We start from the raw sequence: 22,015 nt of genomic DNA, 5'->3' as shown, positions 1-22,015 counted from the left end.
TTCCTCCTGCCATTGGCAGGAGGAAGCGCTTCACCCGGCGATGGACTCGACGCGTTCACCCCAACCTGCGGAGGTAACGAGGCCTGCGGCCTCGTTGCGCTCGGCGGAATCGAAACCGAAAAAAAGCTGTGCCTCGGCCCAGACGGGCGATGGCTGTGCTGCATGGCTCTGCGCGAGCAGGCGGGCAAGATCGGCGGCACCGGTCGAAAGATATCTGATCATTCAGTCTGACCCTCACGACTGCACCCCCGACCCGATCACTCCATCAGGCAGGCAAGGCGCATGAAAACAACGATCCCAAAGGCCTGAAGGCCATTTGGAAAGACGCGGAGAGCGCCCCCGCGTGCTGACGATGTGATCAGCCTATATGAAAGTGAGAGTCGTTCTCAATAACTATTTTTGTGATGATAGGGCGAGAAAGAGGCAAGTGCTTCTTTCTCCTGCAAAATCGCCTCTCGCTCTTCTTCGAGAAACGGCCTGACAGCCCGGGCGAGCGCCGGGTCGCGTATGAAGTGGCTGGAATAGGTCAGACTCGGCAGATAACCGCGCTGGATCTTGTGTTCGCCCTGCGCACCAGCCTCGACCCGGGCCAGCCCCTCGGCAATGGCAAAATCGATGGCCTGGTAATAGCACAACTCGAAATGCAGAAAGGGCCAGTCGCCTTCGCAGCCCCAGTTACGACCATAGAGCGTATCGCGCCCGGCGAGGTTGAGCGCCGCCGCAACAGGTATCCCGTCATGCAGGGCCTGAATCAGTACCACACGCTTGCCAAGCCGCTCTGCCAAGCCACTGAAAAACTGGCGCGTGAGATAGGCCTGCCCCCATTTGCGGTCGATCGTGGCCTGATAGAAAGTGAAGAACCTGTCCCAATCCCGCGCCGTGATTTCGGGTCCGCGCAGTGTGCGAAATGTCAGGCCGCAGCCTTGTGCCTCGCGTCTCTCGCGCCTGATGACCTTACGCTTGCGCGACGCAAGCACCTCGAGAAACTGCTCGAAATCGGCATAGCCCTGGTTATACCAGTGATATTGCAGGCCAATGCGTTTCATCCAGCCATGACCGGCGAGCACATCCTGCTCGGCCTCGGTGCAAAAACTCATATGAACGGAAGACAGCCCCAGCTCCTGACAGGCCTGGCGCAGCGCATCGCCGAAAACACCCGCGATCGTATCCTGCGCCAGCTGGGCAGGGTCGATCAGAAGCCGTTTTCCACTGACAGGAGAGAAAGGGACGGCAATCTGCAACTTGGGGTAGTATTGCCCCCCGGCCTGCTCATAGGCACGCGCCCAACTCTGGTCGAATACATATTCCCCGTAGGAATGCCCCTTGAGGAAGAGAGGAGCCACAGCCACCAGAGCGGTGCCGTCATGCAGGGCCGCATAACGCGGCAGCCAGCCCGTTCTGGCCCCGACGGAACCGCTTTCCTCGAGAGTCAGAAAGAAGGCATGGCTGAGAAAGGGATTATCGTCCCCGGCACAGCGATCCCACGCTGTGGCACCGATTTCGGTAATGGAAGCATGCAGCGTCAGGGACCAGTCCGTCATGCAGGGCATGTGGGCTGTCACTGAGATCGAATCAACCGCAAGCCGGACAGTTGCGGTTGAAAAACGACAAGGTCTTGCGCTGTGAGATCAGGCGATCTCGATCAGTGCTTCGACCTCGACAGGAGCATCGAGCGGCAGGGAAGGCACACCGATCGTCGAGCGGGCATGACGACCGGCATCACCGAACACAGCGACCGCCAGATCTGACGCACCATTCATGACGGTGGCATGCTGTGTAAAGTCAGGCGTGCATGCAATGAAGCCGCCCAGACGCACGATGCGCTTGACCTTTGACAGATCGCCCAACTCGGCCTGGACCTGCGCCAGAACGTTCAACAGACAGAGTTCGGCGCATTCACGCCCCAGTTCGGGAGACACATCCTCTCCCAGCTTTCCTGTCGCCTTGAGCGTGCCACCCGACAGGGGCAATTGTCCTGACACGACAAGCAGCGAACCCGTGCGTGCTACAGGCACATAGGTTGCAACCGGCGCCGCTGCCTTTGGCAGATGAAGGCCGAGCGCCGCGAGGCGCATGGACGGTGTTTCAGACATGGACCAGTCTCCTTGCTGAGGGGTGCTTCCCCTCAGCTGACCAGACGCAGCCTGCCGCGTTCACGCGGGGGAAGATCACCGGGGATATCTAGCGGCAACATCGGATCCTCTTCAATCACATGAGGATCTTCCGGCGCACTGTCGGGCAGACGCTTGCCCAGATAACTATCTGACAGCGCCCTGAATGCATAATCAAGCAGCGATGAGGCATAGGCAGCCACCGGATCGCCCTCGACCGTGCCCGCAGGCCCGAAACGGGTATGGGCAAACTGCTCGACATAAGCCGAGAGAGGTGCGCCATGCTGCAGGCCGATCGTGACCGCCTGACCCACGCTTTCAAGCAGGCCGCGCACCATCGAGCTTTCACGCCCCGGCGTCAGGGAGATCTCGCCCAGCGAACCGTCTTCATATTCCCCCGTGCGCAGATAGAGGCGATGGCCGCCAATGGCGGTGCGCTGCGTGAATCCGCCATGACGGGCAGGCAGAGGACGGCGCACACCACGCCCCAGACGCGCCGTGAGCGGCAGCGACGCGCGCGGATCGGGACGTGCCGGCATGCGATCGACAAAACCCGTCAGGGCACGATGCATAGACAGATGCGCCTCCGGCCCCGGCTGCGGAAGCGGGTTCTCGCCCAGAACGGCTGAAGCCAGAGCCGCCTCGAGGCTGAGACCGCGATGGGCCAGACGCGACAGGGCACTTGCACGCAGATGACCATCAGCGCGCAGCGGCGAGAAGATCGGTGCCAGACCGCAGGATTCGACACCGAGCAGGGCATCGACAGGGCCGGGCAGGGAGAAGCCTGTTTCGATCAACGCGCGATTGGGCAGATCCGGCAGGCTGTCTTCCATCTCGTCACGTATCTGACGGCCCGTGATCTCGAGCCCGGCAATCGGGCAGGAAATAGGCGGCAACGGCACAGGGCCAGCCCCCTGACGCGCCAGAGACGTGGCCAGCCAACTCAGATAGCAGGCCGCATCGCGCCCGGTCTCGCTGTCGTAATCGAGACCCATCAGGGCAAGGCAGCTATCAAGATTGGTCAGAAGCAGCGTACCCGCCGGTCCACCCAGACCATCCTGCTCCGGCGCAGAGGCCGAAGGTGCGTCGAAAAGCGGCAACTCGCCATTGAGCATCGGCCCGTTGACGGCATGCAGACGACGCAGCGCCACGCAGGCGAGACGCAGGGTCTCGACAAAGCGCTCACCGTCGAAATCGCCTTCCTGAACGAATGCGGCCAGATTGACCACGAAGCCGGAACGACGATCGACCTGCCCCTGCCAGAGGGCCGCAAGTGGCGCGATCTGGCGCTCAAGCAGGGCACCCGCCAGAGCAGGACCCAGAGCGGGCACAGGCATTTCCGTCTCACCGGGCAAGGCAGGCAGGCTGCCAAGACGATCGAGCCAGCGTGCTGCCTCGCTCGACAGACGCAGGGCGCCAGTCGAGCCGGAAAGCTGCATGAGCGCGATCGCCGCCTCGTCTTCCCAACTGGCAGGAAGAGTTACGGCACGCAGGGCGAGATCGTCAGGATCGGCAGCGACATGCGCGACGCGCATCCGCACCCCGTTCCACTGGAGAAGCGTTGTCATACCTATGAATCTAGGCCCCGAATTGGGGCTGGAAAAGGGGCATTCGGGCCGCCGGACAGGGGATAATGGTCCGCATAATGGGGATATGGTGGATAACATTCCACGACTCAAAGCCCGGCGGGGTGATGGACGCTGGCAAGCGAAGCCTGTAGGACTGGAACGGATCGTTTTTCCTGCGTCCTTCCCTGCGCGACCCAAGCCTGTGAGTTCCAAATCACCATGAGTTCATTGTCTGGCGTTCGCCCCCGTCGCGATCTTCTCGAACTGACGACCGGCTTTCTTGTGCTTGCGGTCCTGGCGGCCCTTCTGGTGATTGCCGTTCTGGGGCGCAGCCAGAGTGGCAATGATGGTTACAAGCTGCGCGCCGTCTTCAACCAGATCGACGGGTTGTCAGTCGGCTCCGATGTGCGACTGGCGGGCATTACGGTCGGGCACGTGACCTCCGAGACGGTCGATCCGAAAAGCTATCGCGCCGAAGTAGGCTTCACGGTGCGTGACGGCATCGAACTGCCGACCGACAGCGCCGCCATCGTGACCTCTGACAGTCTGCTGGGCGGCAAGTACATCGCCCTCTCACCCGGCGGCGACGAGAAGAACCTCAAGCCGGGCGGGATCGTGTCGCAGACACAGGGTGCGATCAGCCTCGAGCAGCTTCTGAGCAAGTTCATTTTCTCGGTCACCGACTCACTCGACAAGAGCCGCAAGGCCGCTGCCCAATGAGCAGCCCCACCCTCTGGACTGATCGTCAGGGCGCCCCCATCGCCTGCGTCGAAAAGCTCAAGGTGTTGAGAGAGAACGAGACCGAGCTGCGCCAGACATTGCAGGATGTGTTTGAGGACGCGCTGCTGATGGGGGTCGATCCTGACGCAATGCGCCGCCATCTGGTCGATATGGTCGCAGCCCTCAAGGAGCTCAACGCATGAAACGCGCCCTCTCCCGAACGGCGATGCTTGTCGCTCTGCCTCTCGCCATGGCGCCTGGTGCGATCATCCCTGCGGCCATGGCTGCAGAAGCCGTTGCTCCCCCCGTCATGTATCCGGCCGATCTGTGGCAGGGTCGCGGTGAGGCGGTTATCCGCGTACTCAACCGCACCGACTCCCATATCGAGACCCTGACCATTCCGGTTGGCGGGCAGGCGCAGTATCGCAGTCTGCATCTTGGCGTCACGCGCTGCGTCGATCGCCCCGAGACCCTGCCCAGCGATTCTGCAGCCCTGATCACCACCAGCGATGACACCGATCCGGGCGGTCATTATGAAGGCTGGATTCTGGCTGAAGAGCCGTCGCTTACTGGATACAAGAGCGCGCTTTACGGCATTACCGTCATTGCCTGCTCAGGCCCGAAAACCGATCCGGCTCTGGCGCCCCTGCCACAATCAGTGGTGCCCGTGCTCACCAATGCGACACCCGAAGGCGCACAGAACCAGCCGGGCGATCTCGACGACCCCACCCATGCGGCAGCCTCCGGCGGCGCCCCGCCACAGACCCTGCCGAACACCCCTCCGGGCTCCCTGCCAGCCAGACCTCCTGCCACACAATCCGGCGGTCCGATGGCTCTGACCCCCTTCGGCGAACAGACGACGCCGTCGCGTCCCCCGGTTTCTGCGCCCCGTCAGATGACCGGCCAGCCACAGCATCAGGACGCAGGCGGCCCGATGCAGCTTGCCCCTCTCTCCGGAGGCAGCACGTCGGGCGGCACCGGGCAGGCACTGCCGCCACCGCAGCCCTATAATCAATGACCCTGTAGCCGGAGATAAATGACCGAAGTAATCCTCTGACCATATTATGATCAGATTTGAGGGTGATAACGCGGCTGATCCTGCATTTCGGTGCAACCGCGTATCAATGAGGAAGTTATCAGTCTCATGACAACCCCCTCTCCCTCGGCTTACTCGTCATCCGGTCCCTCAGCGCCCTCGCTGGACCGTGCGGCATTTCTGCTCGATTTCGACGGGACTCTGGTCGATATTGCACCAACCCCTGACAGTGTTCAGGTCGAGCCCGGCCTTATCGACACCCTCCTGCGCCTGAGAGATCTTTGCGGCGGCGCCCTCGCCATCGTAACCGGCAGACCCATAGCCCAGATCGACCATTTCCTGCCCGGCATACCGACAGCTGTCGCGGGCGAGCATGGATTGACCCTGCGTCGCAGCCCGGACGGCGCTGAAGAGCCCGTCAGCGCCAGCCCGATACCCACCGCATGGCAGCAACAGGCTGAAGCCCTTGTCAGCCAGTTTCGCGATACGGCGCTGGAGCACAAAAAGGCTGGTCTGGTGCTGCATTATCGCGGCAATCCTGCTGCCGAGACGCCTTTCAGGACCGCCATCGAAACATGGCTTTCAGGGCAGGATATTTTCGAAATCCATCCCTCCAAAATGGCATGGGAAATCCGGCTCGCCGGTATCCACAAGGGCAACGCCGTCGAGGCCCTTATGGCACAGGCTCCTTTCGCAGGGCGCATTCCCGTCTTTGTGGGCGATGATGTGACCGATATGGACGGTGTGCGGGCAGCCAAGGCGATGGGGGGATATGGCTATCTCATCCCCGATGATTTCAGGACCGCTCATGATTTCCGGGCCTGGCTCGCCCAGCTTGGGGAGAATGCCTGATGGGTCGCCTCGTTGTCGTTTCCAACCGTGTTCCCGCCCCTCGTGAACGCAGTCAGCCTGCAGGCGGCCTTGCTGTCGGCGTGCGCGATGCCGTGCGCGGCACTGAAAGCCTGTGGTTCGGATGGTCCGGGCGTCATACCAGCCAGTCGAAAGACCAGACACCCAAGCTCGACACGCATGAGAGCTGCACCTATGCCACGATCGATCTGACGCGCAGCGAGTACGAGCATTTCTACGAGAATTTCTCGAACGGATTACTCTGGCCGCTCTGTCATTATCGTATCGGCATCATCAATTACAAACGCGCCGATTATAAGGTCTATCGCGAGGTCAACGCGCTCTTTGCCGATCAGCTCGTGCCCCTGCTGCGCGATGACGACACGATCTGGATCCATGATTACCATCTCTTCCCGCTGGGCGCGAAACTGCGCAGACGCGGGGTCAAGGCGAAGATCGGCTTCTTCCTGCATATTCCCTTTCCGCCCTGGAGCGTGACCCGCGTCCTGCCCTGTGCTGAGGAAATGCTGCGTGAAATGGCGGCTTATGATCTGATCGGTGTGCAGACCGCCGAAGACGCCCGCAATATGGATGGCTGCTTCGAAGCCAATAACCTGCCCAACCGCGCCGCGCATTTTCCGATCGGTATCGACCCGGTCGAATTCGGCGAACAGGCCATCCAGAACGTGATGGCCGAAGAGGTACAACGCCTGCAGGCCTCACTGCGAGGACGCAAGCTCATTCTGGGCGTCGATCGTCTCGATTATTCCAAGGGTATTCCCGAGCGTATCCATGGCTATGAGACCTTTCTGAACCGCTATCCCGAGCACAAGGGCGAGACGGTTCTGCTTCAGATCACCCCTGTCTCTCGCGCAGGGGTCGCGAGCTATCGCGCCCTGCGCCGTGAGCTTGATGAGATGGCGGGCCATATCAACGCCATGCACGGTAATTTCGACTGGTCGCCCATACGTTATCTGACCCAGTCCGTGCCGCGCGAGGTCCTTGCCGGGTTCCATCGGATTGCCGATGTCGCCCTTGTCACCCCGTTGCGGGACGGCATGAACCTTGTGGCCAAGGAGTTTGTGGCGGCCCAGAGCCCTGATAACCCGGGGGCGCTCATTCTCTCCTCCCTCGCTGGTGCTGCACCGGAAATGGAAGAAGCCCTCATGGTAAACCCCTATGACCATGAAGGCATTGCCGATGCCATTCATGCCGGGATCACAATGAGCCTTGAAGAGCGGCAAAGACGCTGGCAGGCTCTGCACAAGGACGTCACCCAGAATACAGCGGCAAACTGGGCTGACAGTTTTCTTGAAATGCTCAGAGAGACAAAAGGACAGGGATGATAGCGCGACTGACCGGTGGATTGATGTTTTTCGCCGGTATGGCCGCAATCGGCGTCGCGTGGTGGGCCGAGCATATTCTCGGCTATGCCCCGTGCGAACTCTGCCTGATCGAGCGCGCCCCCTGGCGCATCGTCTCTTTTCTGGGCGTTATCGCCCTTCTCATCCCCGGTATGGTCGGTTTCTGGGCGACTGTGCTCGCCCTGCCTGCACTTGCCGCCTCGGTCATGCTGGCTGGCATCCATAATGGTGTCGAGCAGAAATGGTGGGAGAGCCCGCTGCCTGCCTGCCATGCGCCAGTCTTTCATGCGGGCGCGAGCTTTCACGACCGCATGGCCTCCATGCCCATGCGCCCGGCCAAGCCCTGTGATGACCCGACCTATCTCTTTCATCTGCCTGTTTCGATGACAGTGCTTGGCGGTATCGCCGCCGCCGTGCTTTTCATCATCGTCAGCTATAGCGTGGTGCTTCAGGCACGACGCTGGCACGCCGCCCGCTGACATCCTGCGTCAGGGATTATCCCTGAACTGCAAATAAAGAGAAAATCCGCCTTTCTGCACCTGCCTGCATGGGCGAACGCCCCACGGATAGACTTCCTGCGGGCGACAGAAAGAGCCGTGTGGCATGGCGGCGTAACGGCGCCTGACCACGCAGCTGCAAAAAGACAGATCTACAGCAAACGGCCTTTACTCGACCCGCTTTCCGGAAAACGGCTGGTAGAGCCTCATATGGTGCGATTGACGACGCGCGCCGCGAGAAACGCTCTGATTTCTGCCCCCGACAAAAAAACGGGGGCGCGAATCATGGTCGCCACAACGAAGGATCTTATCCTTGTGGCAAGAAATGCCATTTATGATTAAAACCAGCCTCTTAGCGGCAATTTATACCCAAAAAGAGAGCTATTCCTGATTATTTTCGCCTAAAACCACTGCAGATTCGAGTTTGGCACGGCTTTTGCAAGAGGGAGATCATACCGCCAGACAATGGGTCCGGCGCTTCAAAAAGGATCTCACCATGTTCGGTTTCGCCAAGTCTTTCGTTGCCGCCGTCAGCTTTATCGCCATCGCTGCCCAGCCTGCTTTTGCAGAAAACCGCATCGCACCGAGCGACAACACCGCACAGATCGATATCACGCATGTCGATCTCAAATCAGACCGCGACTGGAACCGCGTTGCAGATGCCATTCATGCCAAGGCTGCCGATATCTGCGAACGCACCGTGGGCGCCAGCGACCAGCGCGCTGCCGATGTCGATGCCTGCACCCAGACCGCGTACGAAAACGCCGTGCAGCAGATGCGTGACATCTATGCCCGTCGCGTTGCTGCTGCGAGCCAGACCCGTCTGGCTCGTTCGTGAGGGCAAGGGCGCTAGAGGGCGCGCGGCAGAAGTATGACGAAGCAGGCACCGATAATCCGACCCGCTTCGTCATAACGGTTTTCGGCATGAAGCGTACCGTGAAGGGCTTCGATGATCTGACGGCTGATCGCAAGACCAAGCCCTGAGTGCTGACCGAAATTCTCCGTCTGGGGACGTTCGGAATAGAAGCGGTCGAAAATATCCTCGAGCTTGAGCGGGGGAATCCCCGGCCCCTCATCACTGACCGTAATACGGATCTGCCGGTCGACAGGCCGCATGAACAGCGTAATCCGCCCGCGTGGGGGCGAAAACGAAATCGCATTGCCAATCAGGTTGCGCAACACCTGCACCAGACGATCTTCCACCGCCAGCACCCGCAAGGGATGAACGGCGTCGTCATGGGAGTCGTCGAGAACGATAATGGCATCTTCAGGCTTGCGCGTGGTCTGATGCATCTCCGTCAGGATAGAGAGCAGCATCCCTACAGCCACAGGCTCAGACCGGGCGCGTGAGAGTTCAGCGTCGATACGGCTGGCATCGGCAATATCGGTAATCAGCCTGTCCAGACGGCGCACATCGTTGTTGATGATGGCCAGAAGTCGCGTCTGACGTTCGCGGTTCTCGATACGCGGCAGAGTCTCGATGGCAGAACGGATGGACGATAGCGGGTTCTTGATTTCGTGACTGACATCGGCAGCAAAGCGCTCGATGGCGTCCATACGGGCCCAGAGCGCCAGCACGCTGCCACGCAAGGCGCGCGCCAGAACGCCGATTTCATCGCGGCGAACCAGCAGGGATTCGGGCACGGTATCGGCACGTCCGGCCATATCGCGCATGTCATGCGACGCAACGGCGAGACGCAGCAAAGGCCGGGCGATGGTAATCGAGAGATACCAGGACAGAAGCACTGTCACGGCCATGGCTGCCAGAAAGAGCGAGAGAATGGAGGAGCGTACGGCGAAAAGTGACCGATCGACCTCCTGCGCCTGTCGTGTCAGCTGGATAACCCCTACCGTCTGACCGTCATGAATGACCGGTTCTGCCACTGTAATGACCAGCTCATGCTCAGGTGTGCGCCTGATATAAGGGGCGGCCTCTGCGCCGCGATATTCACCAGCAGAACGCAAAGGCGGCGGGCCATCCTGATTTTCGAGCGTCACAATGCCTTCGCGTGACGATAGCGGCAGAAGGGACAGCAGCCATTCATAGGCGATTTCGATGCCGTTATTGCGCGGCGGCTGCCAGCGTGGCGGGGGTACAGGCTCGCCAGCGCCAGACTGTCCCTTGCGATCGCGCCGCACGAGGGCAGCCTCGTTCAGACTATCTGCCACCAATGTGCCATCAGGCCCGACCAGACGGGCGCGCACATTGGGGCTGGGTTCGGTCAGTCGCAGTAGGAGCGGGCGGGCCTGCGCCCCGTCAAGCATGAACTCTGCACCCGGAAAAGGATGGCGTGCCGGGTCGCGCACCACGGCAATCTGCCCCATGGCGGCAGCATAGATATGCGCCTGCTCACGCAGGGCATTCACATCGGTTTCAAGCAGGCTGTTCTGGAAATCGTTCAGAAAAAGCAGCGTGACCGCAAGAATGGCCAGAGGCAGCGTGTTGAGCAGGAAGATACGCCGCATGAGCGGCGAGGCAAAACGCGGCAGGTGAAAGCGCCGTTCCGACTGCGTCCCGTCGCGTCCGGCCTCCAATGCCAGCGTATCGCCATAGCGGAAGGACCGCCTGCGCAGACGACGGATCACTCGCGCCAGCAGACCGGGCGCACCCCGGCGCGACCGTCTGCCAATGGACTCACGCTGGGGCATGGCCGGTCAGTCTTCCTTGTAACGATAACCTATGCCGTAAAGCGTCTCGATCTGATTGAAATTATCGTCGATCTGCCTGAATTTCTTGCGCACGCGCTTGATATGGCTGTCGATCGTGCGGTCATCGACATAGATGTTCTCGCCATAGGCGGCATCGATCAGCTGATCGCGCGATTTCACCATGCCGGGGCGCAGGGCAAGCGCCTTGACCAGCAGAAACTCGGTGACGGTCAGCATGATATCCTGACCTGCCCAAAGGCATTGATGGCGTGTCTCATCCAGCGTCAGACTGCCACGCACGATGGCGGCGCCACCGGTCGAGACGCCACTGCCCTCGGCGCGGCTGGCATCCTGGCGGCGCAACAGGGCGCGAATGCGTTCCAGCAGCAGGCGCTGCGAGAAAGGCTTGGTGATGTAGTCGTCAGCACCGAGGCGGAGCCCCATGAGCTGATCAAGTTCTTCGTCCTTGGACGAGAGAAAAATGACCGGCAGGGCCGAGCGCGCGCGCAGGCGCTGGAGCAGCTCCATGCCATCCATGCGCGGCATCTTGATATCGAGCACCGCCAGGCTGACCGGCCGCGCCTGAATCCCCTGCAGAGCGGCCTCGCCATCGGTATAGGTGTGCACGACAAACCCCTCAGCTTCGAGCGCCATTTGGACCGAAGTGAGAATATTGCGATCGTCATCCACCAGGGCGATGGTGTGCTTTGTCGTCTCCATGCGCGATGCATCCGCCTTCAATTTCTGCCTGTTGCCAATAACAGGGGGGTTGGCATATGGCTTGTGGCAGCCACCTATATCTTACCACGCGGCTGCGCCCAAGACGGGGCAGCTGAAAACGGTCGGACATCCCGGGATGGTCGACCGGTGTCTTTCGTGGCTTCTTGCGGCCATACTCGCCCCGAAGCGGGGGAGCACGCCAGAAGCCGACCCTATGACGCCCGGTCCTGCCGGGCCAGAATTTTCGAGGTTGCGACCACGATGACGACTGAAAACGCGCTGCACGAAGAGCAGAACGAGACCCCGACCCCCGAGACAGCAGAAGCACAGACCGAGGCCAAGACCCCGGAAGCCCGCATTACCGAGCTTGAGGCGCAGGTCGAGGAATTCCGCGACAAATGGATGCGCTCCGAGGCCGAGATGCAGAACTACCGCACGCGCGCCAAGCGCGAGGTGGAAGATGCCCGCCAGTATGCCGTGCAGAAATTTGCCAAGGATGTCGTTGAAGCTGCCGAGAACCTGCAGCGCGGCCTCGCCTCGCTTCCCGCCAAGGGCGAGAACGAAGACGGGCTGATCAGCAAGCTGCGCGAGGGCTTTGAAAGCACCGAGCGCTCCTTTGTCGGCATTCTCGAGCGCAATGGCATCACCTGCCAGCACCCGGTCGGCGAGGTGTTCGACGCCAATCTGCATCAGGCCATGGCCGAGCAGCCGAGCGACGAGCATCCCGACGGCACGGTGATGCAGGCATGGACCCCCACATGGACGCTGCATGGCCGTCTGCTGAAGCCTGCCATGGTGGTTGTCGCCAAGGGTGGAAACAAAGCGGCAGAATGAGGGTTGAAACCCTTAACAAGGCCTCCTAGATTTTATGAGTAACCCGCCCCTGCCCAGGCAGGGAGACGAAAACAAGGGCGTTGCCTGGTGCCTGATTGGGCCGGACAGCGCCGCTGAAAGGACTGAAATATGAGCAAAGTCATTGGTATTGACCTTGGCACCACGAACTCTTGCGTCGCGATCCGCGAAGGCGATGAGACCAAGGTCATCGAAAACAGCGAAGGCGCACGCACGACGCCGTCGATGGTCGCATTCACCGCAAATGGTGAGCGTCTGGTCGGCCAGGCCGCAAAGCGCCAGGCTGTCACCAACCCTTCCGATACGCTGTATGCCGTCAAGCGCCTGATCGGCCGTCGCTATGACGATCCGACCGTCACCAAGGACAAGGAAATGGTCCCGTACGAGATCGTACGTGGTGACAACGGCGACGCTTGGGTGCGCGCACGCGGCGAAAACTACGCCCCTTCGCAGATCTCGGCTTTTGTGCTGGGCAAGATGAAGGAAACCGCCGAAGCCTATCTCGGTGAGACCGTTTCCCAGGCCGTCATCACGGTTCCGGCCTACTTCAATGATGCCCAGCGTCAGGCCACGCGCGATGCCGGTCGTATCGCCGGTCTCGAAGTGCTGCGTATCATCAACGAGCCGACCGCTGCCGCTCTGGCCTATGGCCTTGGCAAGCGCGATTCCGGCACCGTTGCCGTTTACGATCTCGGCGGTGGTACGTTCGACGTGTCCATCCTCGAAATCTCCGATGGCGTCATCGAGGTGAAGTCCACCAATGGTGACACGTTCCTCGGTGGTGAAGATTTCGACAACCGCATCATCGGTTACCTGGCAGACGAGTTCAAGCGCGACCAGGGCATCGACCTGCGCGGCGACAAGCTTGCCCTGCAGCGCCTGAAAGAAGCCGCTGAAAAGGCCAAGATCGAGCTTTCCTCCTCCAAGGAAACCGAGATCAACCTGCCCTTCATCACGGCCGATGCCTCGGGTCCGAAGCATCTCGTGGTCAAGCTGAGCCGCGCCAAGCTGGAAAGCCTGGTTGATGATCTGGTCCAGCGTACGCTTGGCCCGTGCCGTGCAGCCCTCAAGGATGCATCGGTTACCCCGGCCGAGATCGACGAAGTCATTCTCGTCGGTGGCATGACGCGTATGCCGAAGGTCATCGAGACGGTTAAGCAGTTCTTCGGCAAGGAACCGGCCCGCAACGTCAACCCTGACGAAGTGGTCGCCATCGGTGCCGCCGTTCAGGGCGCTGTGCTCAAGGGCGACGTCAAGGATGTGCTGCTGCTCGACGTGACCCCGCTTTCGCTGGGCATCGAGACGCTGGGTGGTGTCTTCACCCGTCTGATCGATCGCAACACGACGATCCCGACCAAGAAGAGCCAGACCTTCTCGACGGCAGAAGACAACCAGAACGCCGTGACTATCAAGGTCTATCAGGGCGAGCGCGAAATGGCGGCAGACAACAAGCTGCTCGGCAATTTCGACCTCACCGGGATTGCACCGGCTCCGCGTGGCGTGCCGCAGATCGAGGTCACCTTCGACATCGACGCCAACGGCATCGTCAACGTGTCGGCCAAGGACAAGGCGACCAACAAGGAACAGCAGATCAAGATCCAGGCTTCCGGTGGTCTGAACGATGCCGATATCGACCGCATGGTGAAGGAAGCCGAGGCCAATGCCACGGCGGACAAGGCCAAGCGCGAGATGGTCGAGCAGCGCAACAGCGCCGAGGCCCTGATCCATCAGACCGAGAAGTCGCTGACCGAAGCTGGTGACAAGGTTCCGGCTGCTGACAAGACCGAAGCTGAAGCCGCAGTCGCTGCTACCCGCGAAGCCATGAACGGTACGGATCTCGAAGCCTTGAAATCGGCTACCGAGCGTCTGACCCAGGCTGCGATGAAGATCGGCCAGGCTGTCTATGCCCAGTCTCAGGCAGAAGAGGGTGCCGCCGGTGGCGAAGCCCATGCTGCCAAGGACGAAAACGTTGTCGACGCCGACTTCGAAGACGTGGACGACAGCAAGAAGCACTGAGTTCCACGCAGAGGGGGGCTCTGCCCCCTTCTCGGGAAGCTTCCCGCTTTCAGCGCCCGTCCTTCCCTTGGGAGGGGCGGGCGTTTCGACGTTCTGATCACCCCCGCCTTTGTCATTGCGGTGACAAGGCCTGATCTGGCGCCCCTTGACCCCTGGATCTCCTGACGAGGACTCCCATGGCCACCAAAATCGATTTTTACGCCGTTCTTGAAGTCACGCGCACAGCGACCGCCGATGAGCTGAAAAAGGCCTATCGCAAGCAGGCCATGCGCTATCACCCCGATCGTAACCCGGGTGACGAGACAGCCGAACACAAGTTCAAGGAAATCAACGAGGCCTATGACGTCCTGAAGGATGAGCAGAAGCGCGCTGCCTATGATCGCTTCGGCCATGCTGCGTTCGAGAATGGCGGCATGGGCGGCGGTGGCGGCTTTGGCGGTTTCGGTGGCGGTGGCCTCGACGATATCTTCGAGATGTTCGGCGACATGATGGGGGGGCGTCGTGGTGGCGGTCGCCGTCGCACGGGCAACGACATTCAGGTGCAGGTCGAGATCACGCTGAGTGAGGCCTATGCGGGCGTCAAGAAGCCGGTCGAGATCCGCACACGCGTCACCTGCGAAAGCTGCCATGGCTCGGGCTCGGCAGACAGCAATGCCGGTGACACCACCTGCCCCACCTGTCACGGTGCCGGCGCCGTGCGGGCGCAGCAGGGCTTCTTTCTGGTCGAGCGCCCCTGCCCGACCTGCCATGGTTCGGGCAAGGTCGTGCGCAATCCGTGCAAGAGCTGCCGTGGCGCTGGCACGACCGAGAAAACACGCACGCTCGACATCGCCATTCCGGCCGGTGTGGAAGACGGCACACGCATCCGTCTCACGGGTGAGGGTGAGGCCGGAGGCAGCAATGTGCAGCCCGGCGATCTCTATGTGCATGTCTCGGTGGGAGGCAGCGACATCTTCCAGCGTGACGGGGCCAATATCTACTGCCGCGTGCCCCTGCGCATGACACAGGCCGCACTCGGCACCGAGATCGAGGTGCCGGTCATCGATGGCAGCCGCGCCAAGGTGAAGATTCCCGCAGGGACACAGACCGGCGAGAATTTCCGTCTGCGTGGCAAGGGTTTCTCGGTGCTGCGCTCGAGCGCACGCGGTGACATGTACATCCAGGTGGCTGTCGAAACACCGCACCAGCTCAGCCCGCGCCAGAAGGAACTGCTTGAAGAGTTCGAGGCCGAAGCCGGCGAAACCCAGGATCAGGAAAAGGCCAATCCCGAACATACGGGGTTCTTCGCCAAGGTCCGGGATTTCTTCGAAGGGAAGTAAAGACGATGCGTATCGGGATTGCAGGCATTACGGGGCGCCTTGGCGCACTTTGCGCCGAGGAAGTGGTGGGGGCACAACTCCATCTTTCTGGCGGGCTGGCCCGCAAACCCGACGCATTGCGCCATATCGTGACCGACCCTGCCCGTCTGGCAGGGTGCAGCGATGTGGTGATTGACGTAAGCAGCCCCGAGGCGACCTGCGCCAATGCCGAAGCCTTTGCTCAGGCGCGCTGCGCCTGGGTGATCGGCACGACAGGATTCAACGCCGAACAGGAAGAGGCCATCATCTGCGCCTCAAGGCAGATTCCGGTTTTGCGGGCAGCAAATTTTGCTCCGGGCCTGACCATGCTGCTCGATCTGGCCCGTCAGCTCGGCGCCAAACTCCCTGCTGATGAATATGACGCGGAAATTCTCGAGACACATCATCGTCAGAAGCGCGATGCGCCCTCGGGCACGGCCCTCGCCATTGGCGAGCAGTTTGCAGAAGGCCGAAAGGTGGCTCTGGCCGATGTCATCGAGACAGACCGTTCGGGGCTGCGCGGCGACGGTGCGATCGGCTTCGCCTCTCTGCGTGCTGGCCAGATCGTGGGGGAGCACAGCCTGATCCTGACTTCGGGAACCGAGCAGATCACGCTGTCCCACCGGGCCTTCGATCGCCGCGTCTTTGCTCAGGGCGCCGTCAAGGCCGCGCGATGGCTGGCAGGTAAACCGGCGGGGCTCTACGGCATGACGGAAATATTCGGCGCCTGAAACGCCCCGATTTCCTTGGTGAAACATAACAAACGCTTGACCCTTGCGGCTTTATGCCTCTAAGGACAGCCCTCTCTTGCGGTACGGGCGCAGGCTGTCGCGCGTCCGCTGCTTTTCTTTCACTCATTCCCTGCGAGGTCCCTGAGTGCGTAACTACGGCGAATTTCTCTTCACATCGGAATCCGTTTCTGAAGGTCATCCGGACAAGGTCTCTGACCGGATTAGCGATACCGTTCTGGACGCTTATCTCGAGGCAGACCCGGAAGCCCGCGTTGCGTGCGAAACCCTCTGCACGACCAACCGCGTCGTTCTGGCCGGTGAAGTCCGTGGCCCTGCCTCGGTCACCAGCGAGCTGCTGATCGAGCGTGCGCGTCACGCCATCAAGGATATCGGTTACGATCAGGAAGGTTTCTCCTGGAAGAACGCCGAAATCACCTCGCTGCTTCACGCGCAGTCCGCCGACATCGCTGTTGGCGTCGATAGCGCTGGCGAAAAGGATGAGGGCGCAGGCGACCAGGGCATCATGTTCGGCTTCGCCACCCGCGAGACCGAGCACCTGATGCCGGCCCCGCTCTACTACGCTCAGTCGATCCTCGAGAAGGTTCGTGACTACCGCAAGAGCGGCCATGCTCTGGGCGTCGGCCTCCTGCCGGATGCCAAGAGCCAGGTCACGCTGCGCTATGTCGATGGCAAGCCTGTCGGTGCGACCTCGGTCGTGATCTCGACGCAGCATATCGAAGGCATGCGTCAGAACACCATTCGCGAAATGCTCCGCGAAGTGGTACGCGAGACCCTGCCGGAAGGCTGGATGTGCCCGGAAGAAGAATTCTACGTTAATCCGACGGGTAACTTCGTGATCGGTGGTCCCGATGGCGATGCTGGCCTGACGGGTCGCAAGATCATCGTCGACACCTATGGCGGTGCAGCCCCTCATGGCGGCGGTGCTTTCTCTGGAAAGGACCCCACCAAGGTTGACCGTTCGGCTGCCTATGCCGCGCGCTATCTGGCCAAGAACGTGGTCGCTGCCGGTCTGGCCGATCGCTGCACCATCCAGCTGAGCTACGCCATTGGCGTGTCCAAGCCGCTTTCGGTCTATGTCGACCTCGACGGCACGGGCAAGGACATCGACGAAGCCCGTCTCGGCAAGCTGCTGAACGAAATGGTCGATCTGTCGCCGCGCGGTATCCGCAAGCATCTGCGCCTCAACCGTCCGATCTATGTGCCGACCTCGGCTTACGGCCACTTTGGTCGCGTGCCTGATCCGGTGCTGGACAACTTCACCTGGGAGCAGACCGATCTGGTCAGCTCGCTGCACGGTGCCCTCAACCGCTGAGGTCCCCAACTGTCTGACACTTCTCTCAAGTCCCAACCTGAGCGGCTTTACGGCCGCCAGCGCGGGCACCCGCTGCGCGCCCGCCAGCAGCGTCTTCTCGATGAAGCGCTGCCACGGCTCCGCCTGAACCCCGAACAGGCCACAGATCCGAAAGCCGCCTTCACCGGCGCGCCGGTCGATTCAGTCTGGCTCGAAATCGGTTTTGGCGGGGGCGAGCATGCGCTCGACCAGGCGCAACGTAACCCCGATGTTGGTTACATCGCTGCTGAAGTTTTCGAAAACGGGCTCTGCTCCCTCATGTCCCGCATCGTGCCGGAAGGGGAAGAAGACAGCATCACGCCGCCGGATCATTTCCGTATCTGGCCCGATGATGCGCGTCAGCTTCTGAAATCCCTGCCCGATTGCTGCCTTGATCGCGCCTATCTGATGTTCCCCGATCCGTGGCCCAAGGCACGTCATGCCAAGCGACGTTTCATCCACCCGGAGAATATTCGCGAACTGGCCCGCCTGCTGAAGCCCGGAGCCATCTGGCGCGTTGCCAGCGATCACCCTGTCTATCAGGACTGGGTTTTCGAGATCATGGGTGCGCAGGATCTTTTCGACGCGCCCCCGCCCGCACAAGGCGAGCGCCCCGAAGGCTGGTCGCCCACACGCTATGAAGCCAAGGCCTACCGCGAAGGCCGCGTGCCGTTCTACTGGACGTTCACGCGTCGCGGTGCCTGACACCGAGACTGATCGGAACACCCGTATGAGCACGCAAATCGAACGCGAGGAAATGGAATTCGACGTGGTCATCGTCGGCGGCGGCCCTGCCGGGCTCTCCGCTGCGATCCGCCTGCGTCAGCTCATGCCTGAGGCCACGGTCTGTCTGGTTGAAAAAGGCAGCGAGATCGGCGCGCATATCGTCTCGGGTGCCGTGATCGAACCGCGCGCTCTGGCCGAGCTGTTTCCCGACTGGCAGGAACGCGGCGCACCGCTGAAAACCCCGGTGACGGAAGAGAAGGTACTTTTCCTGACCGGAAAGCGCGGCTTCTCTATCCCGTTCATCGACAAGCTCATGCCCGCCATGGCCAATCACGGCAATTATGTCGTGTCGCTGGGCGAGGTCTGCCGCTGGCTCGGGGCGCAGGCTGAAGAACTGGGCGTCGAGATCTATCCCGGCTTTGCGGCTGCCGAACCCTTTATTGAAGACGGCCGCCTGTGCGGTATCATTACAGGCGATATGGGTGTGAACCGTGAGGGTGAGCAGGGGCCGAATTTCGCCCCGGGCATGATCCTGCGCGCCAGACAGACCATCCTTACCGAAGGCGTGCGCGGCTCGATCAGCCAGCGTGTGATGAAGCAGTTCAATCTGCGTCAGGGGGTCGATCCGCAGACCTATGGCCTCGGCATCAAGGAAGTCTGGGAAATTCCAGCCGAGAAGCACAAACCTGGCTTTGTGCAGCACAGCTTTGGCTGGCCCATGGATGACGGCACCTATGGCGGCGCCTGGCTCTATCATTTTGGCGAAAACCTCGTCTCCTACGGTTTCGTCACCGGGCTGGATTACAGCAATACTTGGCTCTCTCCGTTTCAGGAGATGCAGCGCCTCAAGACCCATCCTGAGTTCGCGAAGCATCTCGAAGGGGGCCGCCGCCTGATCTATGGTGCGCGAGCGCTGTCAGAAGGTGGTTTCCAGTCCCTGCCGCGCCTGTCTTTCCCGGGTGGCGTGCTGGCGGGTGATTCCGCAGGCTTCCTGAACATGCCCAAGATCAAGGGCACCCATACCGCCATGAAATCGGGCATGCTGGCCGCCGAAGCCGTGGCTGAAGCTCTCGGTCATGAGGACCCCTGCGAGGCGACCAGCTATACACGCCGCTTCAAGAGCTCATGGCTGTTCAAGGAACTGTTCGAGGCCCGCAATGTGCGCCCTGCCTTTGCCCGTTGGGGCAACCGCCTTGGCGCGCTCTATGCCGGAATCGACAGCCTGATCTTCCGTGGGCGCGCGCCATGGACGCTGCATTTCCGTCATACGGATCATGAGGCGCTCAAGCCTGCCGATCAGTGCAAGCCCATCGCCTATCCGAAGCCCGATGGCACGCTGACCTTTGACCTGACTTCGTCCGTATTCCTGTCGGGCACCAATCATGAAGAAGATCAGCCGATCCATCTGAAGCTGCGCGACCCGTCGAAATGGCTGCCGGTCAACTGGAATATCTTCCGCTCGCCTGAAAGCCGCTATTGCCCTGCCGGTGTCTATGAGGCGCTGGAAGAGAACAGCACTATGCGCCTGCAGATCAACGCGCAGAACTGCGTGCACTGCAAGACCTGCGACATAAAGGACCCGACACAGAATATCGACTGGTGCGTGCCCGAAGGGGCAGGCGGCCCGAATTATCCGGTCGGTATGTGATTTTGATTCGCAATAGGGTATGAACCCAGTCGAGATTTCCAGGATCGGCGAGGAACAGATGAAGATAGTGGTCCCGGTCAAGCGGGTGGTTGATTACAACATCAAGCCCCGCGTGAAGGCCGATAACAGCGGCGTCGACACGCAGGGCGTGAAGATGTCAATGAATCCCTTCGATGAAATTGCTGTCGAGGAGGCCGTCCGCCTTCGCGAAAAAGGCGCTGCCTCTGAAATCGTGGTTGTGACCATCGGCGTGGCAGAAGCCCAGCCGGTGCTGCGCACCGCCATGGCCATGGGCGCCGATCGTGGCATCCTGGTGCAGACCGATGCCGATCTCGAACCGCTGGCTGTTGCCAAGCTGCTCAAGGTGATCATCGACCGCGAAAACCCCGGTCTGGTCGTCATGGGCAAGCAGGCCATCGACGACGACATGAATGCGACAGGCCAGATTCTGGCAGCACGCCTTAACTGGCCGCAGGGCACCTTTGCCAGCTCGGTTGCTGTTGAAGATGGCCGCATCACCGTGGTGCGCGAGGCCGATGGCGGTCTCGAGACCGTGCGTCTGGCCCTGCCTGCCGTTGTCACGACCGATCTGCGTCTCAACGAGCCGCGCTACGCCACCATGCCGAACATCATGAAGGCAAAGAAGAAGCCGCTCGAAACCATTGCTGCCGATACGCTGGGCGTGGATATCGCGCCGCGCCTCGAAGTCGTGAGTGTGGTCGAACCGCCGGTGCGTCAGGCAGGCATCAAGGTGTCGAGCGTTGCCGAACTGGTCGGCAAGCTGCGTGACGAAGCAAAGGTGATCTGAGCATGACTACTCTGGTTCTGATCGAAGCCGAAGGCGCCGCCATCAAGAAGGCCAGCCTTTCCGCTGTTGCTGCCGCCCGCGCTTTCGGCGCTGTCGATGTCCTGCTGATTGGCGCCCATGGGGCTCAGGAAGCGGCAAGGATCGAGGGGGTCACCCGCGTTCTTCATGCTGACTCCACCCCGCATCTGGCCGAGAGCATTGCAGCGCTGATCGCCGATCGCGCTTCGGACTACGATCATATCGTTTCCGCCGCGACCGCCTATGGCAAGAACGTACTGCCTCGCGTGGCCGGTCTGCTTGATGTCCAGCCGATCACCGAAGTGGTCGAGATCATCGACGCCAATACGTTTGTGCGTCCGATCTATGCCGGTAGTGCCCTGTCGACGGTGCGCTCGCGCGACGCCATCAAGGTGCTGACGGTGCGTAACGCCAATTTCGATGCTGCCAGCCTCAGCGATGCGGCGCCTGCTCCTGTCGAGGCGATCTCGGCAGCTGTCGAGGTGCCTGATGCCGAGTATGTCGGCATCGAGCTGACCCATTCCGATCGTCCCGAACTGGAATCCGCCCGCGTGGTGATTTCGGGTGGGCGCGGTCTGAAGGACGCCGCCAACTTCAAGCTGCTCGAACCCGTCGCTGACAAGCTCGGTGCCGCTATCGGTGCGTCGCGCGCTGCTGTCGATGCCGGATTTGCTCCGAACGAAATGCAGGTCGGCCAGACCGGCAAGATCGTGGCTCCGGAACTCTATATCGCCGTCGGTCTGTCGGGTGCCATCCAGCATCTGGCTGGCATGAAAGACAGCCGCGTGATCGTAGCCGTCAACATGGACCCCGAAGCCCCGATCTTCAGCGTGGCCGATTATGGTCTTGTTGGCGATCTCTTCGAGGTGCTGCCTCAACTCAAGGCCGAACTCGGCGCCTGAGTCAGGCCCCTGTCTGGTCAATGATCATCGGATCATGACCAGACAGGGCGCCGTCATAACACGCAAGGCCAAGGGTTAAGCACCCACAACGCCTTTCCCTTGTCACGTCCGG

General features: G+C 61.1%; 22 protein-coding genes. 16 read left to right on the top strand and 6 right to left on the bottom strand.

All coding sequences use genetic code 11. The features are described from left to right. Positions 1–30: 30 nt before the first annotated feature. From AAID99_RS11955 to AAID99_RS11940, 4 genes are all read right to left on the bottom strand, one after another. Entirely contained in the window at positions 31–222 is a 192-nt protein-coding gene (locus tag AAID99_RS11955) for a hypothetical protein (RefSeq protein WP_188427174.1), read from the bottom strand. 164 nt (positions 223–386) lie between these two features. Next, positions 387–1,541 carry a GNAT family N-acetyltransferase gene (locus AAID99_RS11950; RefSeq protein WP_498494300.1) on the bottom strand — a complete coding sequence of 385 codons (1,155 nt, stop codon included), beginning with the start codon at positions 1,539–1,541 and terminating at the stop codon, positions 387–389. An 87-nt stretch (positions 1,542–1,628) separates the two neighbouring features. Then, entirely contained in the window at positions 1,629–2,093 is a 465-nt protein-coding gene (locus tag AAID99_RS11945) for a RidA family protein (protein ID WP_188427173.1), read from the bottom strand. Positions 2,094–2,125: 32 nt separating this feature from the next. Further along, positions 2,126–3,679, bottom strand: a complete 1,554-nt coding sequence (locus AAID99_RS11940) for a TSCPD domain-containing protein (RefSeq protein WP_498493982.1) — start codon at positions 3,677–3,679, stop codon at positions 2,126–2,128. Between the two features lie 219 nt (positions 3,680–3,898). Here AAID99_RS11940 and mlaD point away from each other — a divergent pair, with 219 nt between their 5' ends. The 7 genes from mlaD (at position 3,899) to AAID99_RS11905 (ending at position 8,983) form a co-directional block, all read left to right on the top strand. Then, on the top strand, positions 3,899–4,399 hold the full coding sequence (gene mlaD / locus AAID99_RS11935; protein ID WP_188427171.1) for an outer membrane lipid asymmetry maintenance protein MlaD: 501 nt from the start codon (positions 3,899–3,901) through the stop codon (positions 4,397–4,399). Next, on the top strand, positions 4,396–4,602 hold the full coding sequence (locus AAID99_RS11930; RefSeq protein ID WP_188427170.1) for a hypothetical protein: 207 nt from the start codon (positions 4,396–4,398) through the stop codon (positions 4,600–4,602). Before mlaD ends, AAID99_RS11930 begins: the two co-directional genes overlap by 4 nt. Then, positions 4,599–5,417 (top strand): DUF2155 domain-containing protein, encoded by an 819-nt coding sequence (locus tag AAID99_RS11925; RefSeq protein WP_498493981.1) that lies wholly within the window; start codon positions 4,599–4,601, stop codon positions 5,415–5,417. The genes AAID99_RS11930 and AAID99_RS11925 overlap by 4 nt, the downstream gene beginning before the upstream one ends. A gap of 126 nt (positions 5,418–5,543) precedes the next feature. Next, complete coding sequence (gene otsB / locus AAID99_RS11920; RefSeq protein ID WP_498493980.1) at positions 5,544–6,287, top strand: trehalose-phosphatase; 744 nt, start codon at positions 5,544–5,546, stop codon at positions 6,285–6,287. Further along, complete coding sequence (locus AAID99_RS11915) at positions 6,287–7,630, top strand: alpha,alpha-trehalose-phosphate synthase (UDP-forming) (protein ID WP_498493979.1); 1,344 nt, start codon at positions 6,287–6,289, stop codon at positions 7,628–7,630. Before otsB ends, AAID99_RS11915 begins: the two co-directional genes overlap by 1 nt. Continuing rightward, positions 7,627–8,127, top strand: coding sequence for a disulfide bond formation protein B (locus AAID99_RS11910; RefSeq protein ID WP_498493977.1), 501 nt, complete (start codon positions 7,627–7,629; stop codon positions 8,125–8,127). Before AAID99_RS11915 ends, AAID99_RS11910 begins: the two co-directional genes overlap by 4 nt. 514 nt (positions 8,128–8,641) lie before the next feature. Then, positions 8,642–8,983, top strand: coding sequence for a UrcA family protein (locus AAID99_RS11905; protein WP_498493976.1), 342 nt, complete (start codon positions 8,642–8,644; stop codon positions 8,981–8,983). 11 nt (positions 8,984–8,994) lie between these two features. On the opposite strand, the gene AAID99_RS11900 is transcribed toward AAID99_RS11905, so the two are convergent. Next, a complete protein-coding gene (locus AAID99_RS11900; protein ID WP_188427165.1) occupies positions 8,995–10,794 on the bottom strand; it encodes an ATP-binding protein in 1,800 nt (599 codons plus the stop codon). 6 nt (positions 10,795–10,800) lie between these two features. Then, entirely contained in the window at positions 10,801–11,514 is a 714-nt protein-coding gene (locus AAID99_RS11895) for a response regulator transcription factor (protein WP_025841044.1), read from the bottom strand. Between the two features lie 261 nt (positions 11,515–11,775). On the opposite strand from AAID99_RS11895, the gene AAID99_RS11890 reads away from it, so the two are divergent. The 9 genes from AAID99_RS11890 to AAID99_RS11850 all read left to right on the top strand — a co-directional run bounded on the left by AAID99_RS11890 (position 11,776) and on the right by AAID99_RS11850 (position 21,903). Beyond that, a complete protein-coding gene (locus AAID99_RS11890) occupies positions 11,776–12,348 on the top strand; it encodes a nucleotide exchange factor GrpE (protein ID WP_188427164.1) in 573 nt (190 codons plus the stop codon). 129 nt (positions 12,349–12,477) lie between these two features. Next, the gene (gene dnaK / locus AAID99_RS11885) at positions 12,478–14,382 is read left to right on the top strand and encodes a molecular chaperone DnaK (RefSeq protein ID WP_188427163.1); all 1,905 of its coding nucleotides are present in this window, start codon (positions 12,478–12,480) and stop codon (positions 14,380–14,382) included. A 176-nt stretch (positions 14,383–14,558) separates the two neighbouring features. After that, positions 14,559–15,701, top strand: coding sequence for a molecular chaperone DnaJ (gene dnaJ, locus AAID99_RS11880; protein ID WP_188427162.1), 1,143 nt, complete (start codon positions 14,559–14,561; stop codon positions 15,699–15,701). A gap of 5 nt (positions 15,702–15,706) precedes the next feature. After that, positions 15,707–16,450, top strand: coding sequence for a 4-hydroxy-tetrahydrodipicolinate reductase (gene dapB, locus AAID99_RS11875; protein WP_188427161.1), 744 nt, complete (start codon positions 15,707–15,709; stop codon positions 16,448–16,450). A 145-nt stretch (positions 16,451–16,595) separates the two neighbouring features. Next, on the top strand, positions 16,596–17,783 hold the full coding sequence (metK, locus tag AAID99_RS11870) for a methionine adenosyltransferase (RefSeq protein ID WP_188427160.1): 1,188 nt from the start codon (positions 16,596–16,598) through the stop codon (positions 17,781–17,783). A 9-nt stretch (positions 17,784–17,792) separates the two neighbouring features. Beyond that, positions 17,793–18,506: a tRNA (guanine(46)-N(7))-methyltransferase TrmB gene (gene trmB, locus AAID99_RS11865; RefSeq protein WP_188427255.1), complete on the top strand. Its 714-nt coding sequence runs from the start codon at positions 17,793–17,795 to the stop codon at positions 18,504–18,506. A 25-nt stretch (positions 18,507–18,531) separates the two neighbouring features. Further along, complete coding sequence (locus AAID99_RS11860; RefSeq protein WP_498493973.1) at positions 18,532–20,175, top strand: electron transfer flavoprotein-ubiquinone oxidoreductase; 1,644 nt, start codon at positions 18,532–18,534, stop codon at positions 20,173–20,175. Between the two features lie 58 nt (positions 20,176–20,233). Next, positions 20,234–20,983 carry an electron transfer flavoprotein subunit beta/FixA family protein gene (locus AAID99_RS11855; RefSeq protein WP_025841041.1) on the top strand — a complete coding sequence of 250 codons (750 nt, stop codon included), beginning with the start codon at positions 20,234–20,236 and terminating at the stop codon, positions 20,981–20,983. Positions 20,984–20,985: 2 nt separating this feature from the next. Next, positions 20,986–21,903 carry an FAD-binding protein gene (locus AAID99_RS11850; protein ID WP_188427158.1) on the top strand — a complete coding sequence of 306 codons (918 nt, stop codon included), beginning with the start codon at positions 20,986–20,988 and terminating at the stop codon, positions 21,901–21,903. Positions 21,904–22,015 lie beyond the last annotated feature (112 nt).

Source organism: Asaia sp. Ae19-3, from assembly GCF_059801175.1.
Note: the sequence above shows the minus strand (reverse complement) of the source record. Positions and strands in the feature narration are given on the sequence as shown.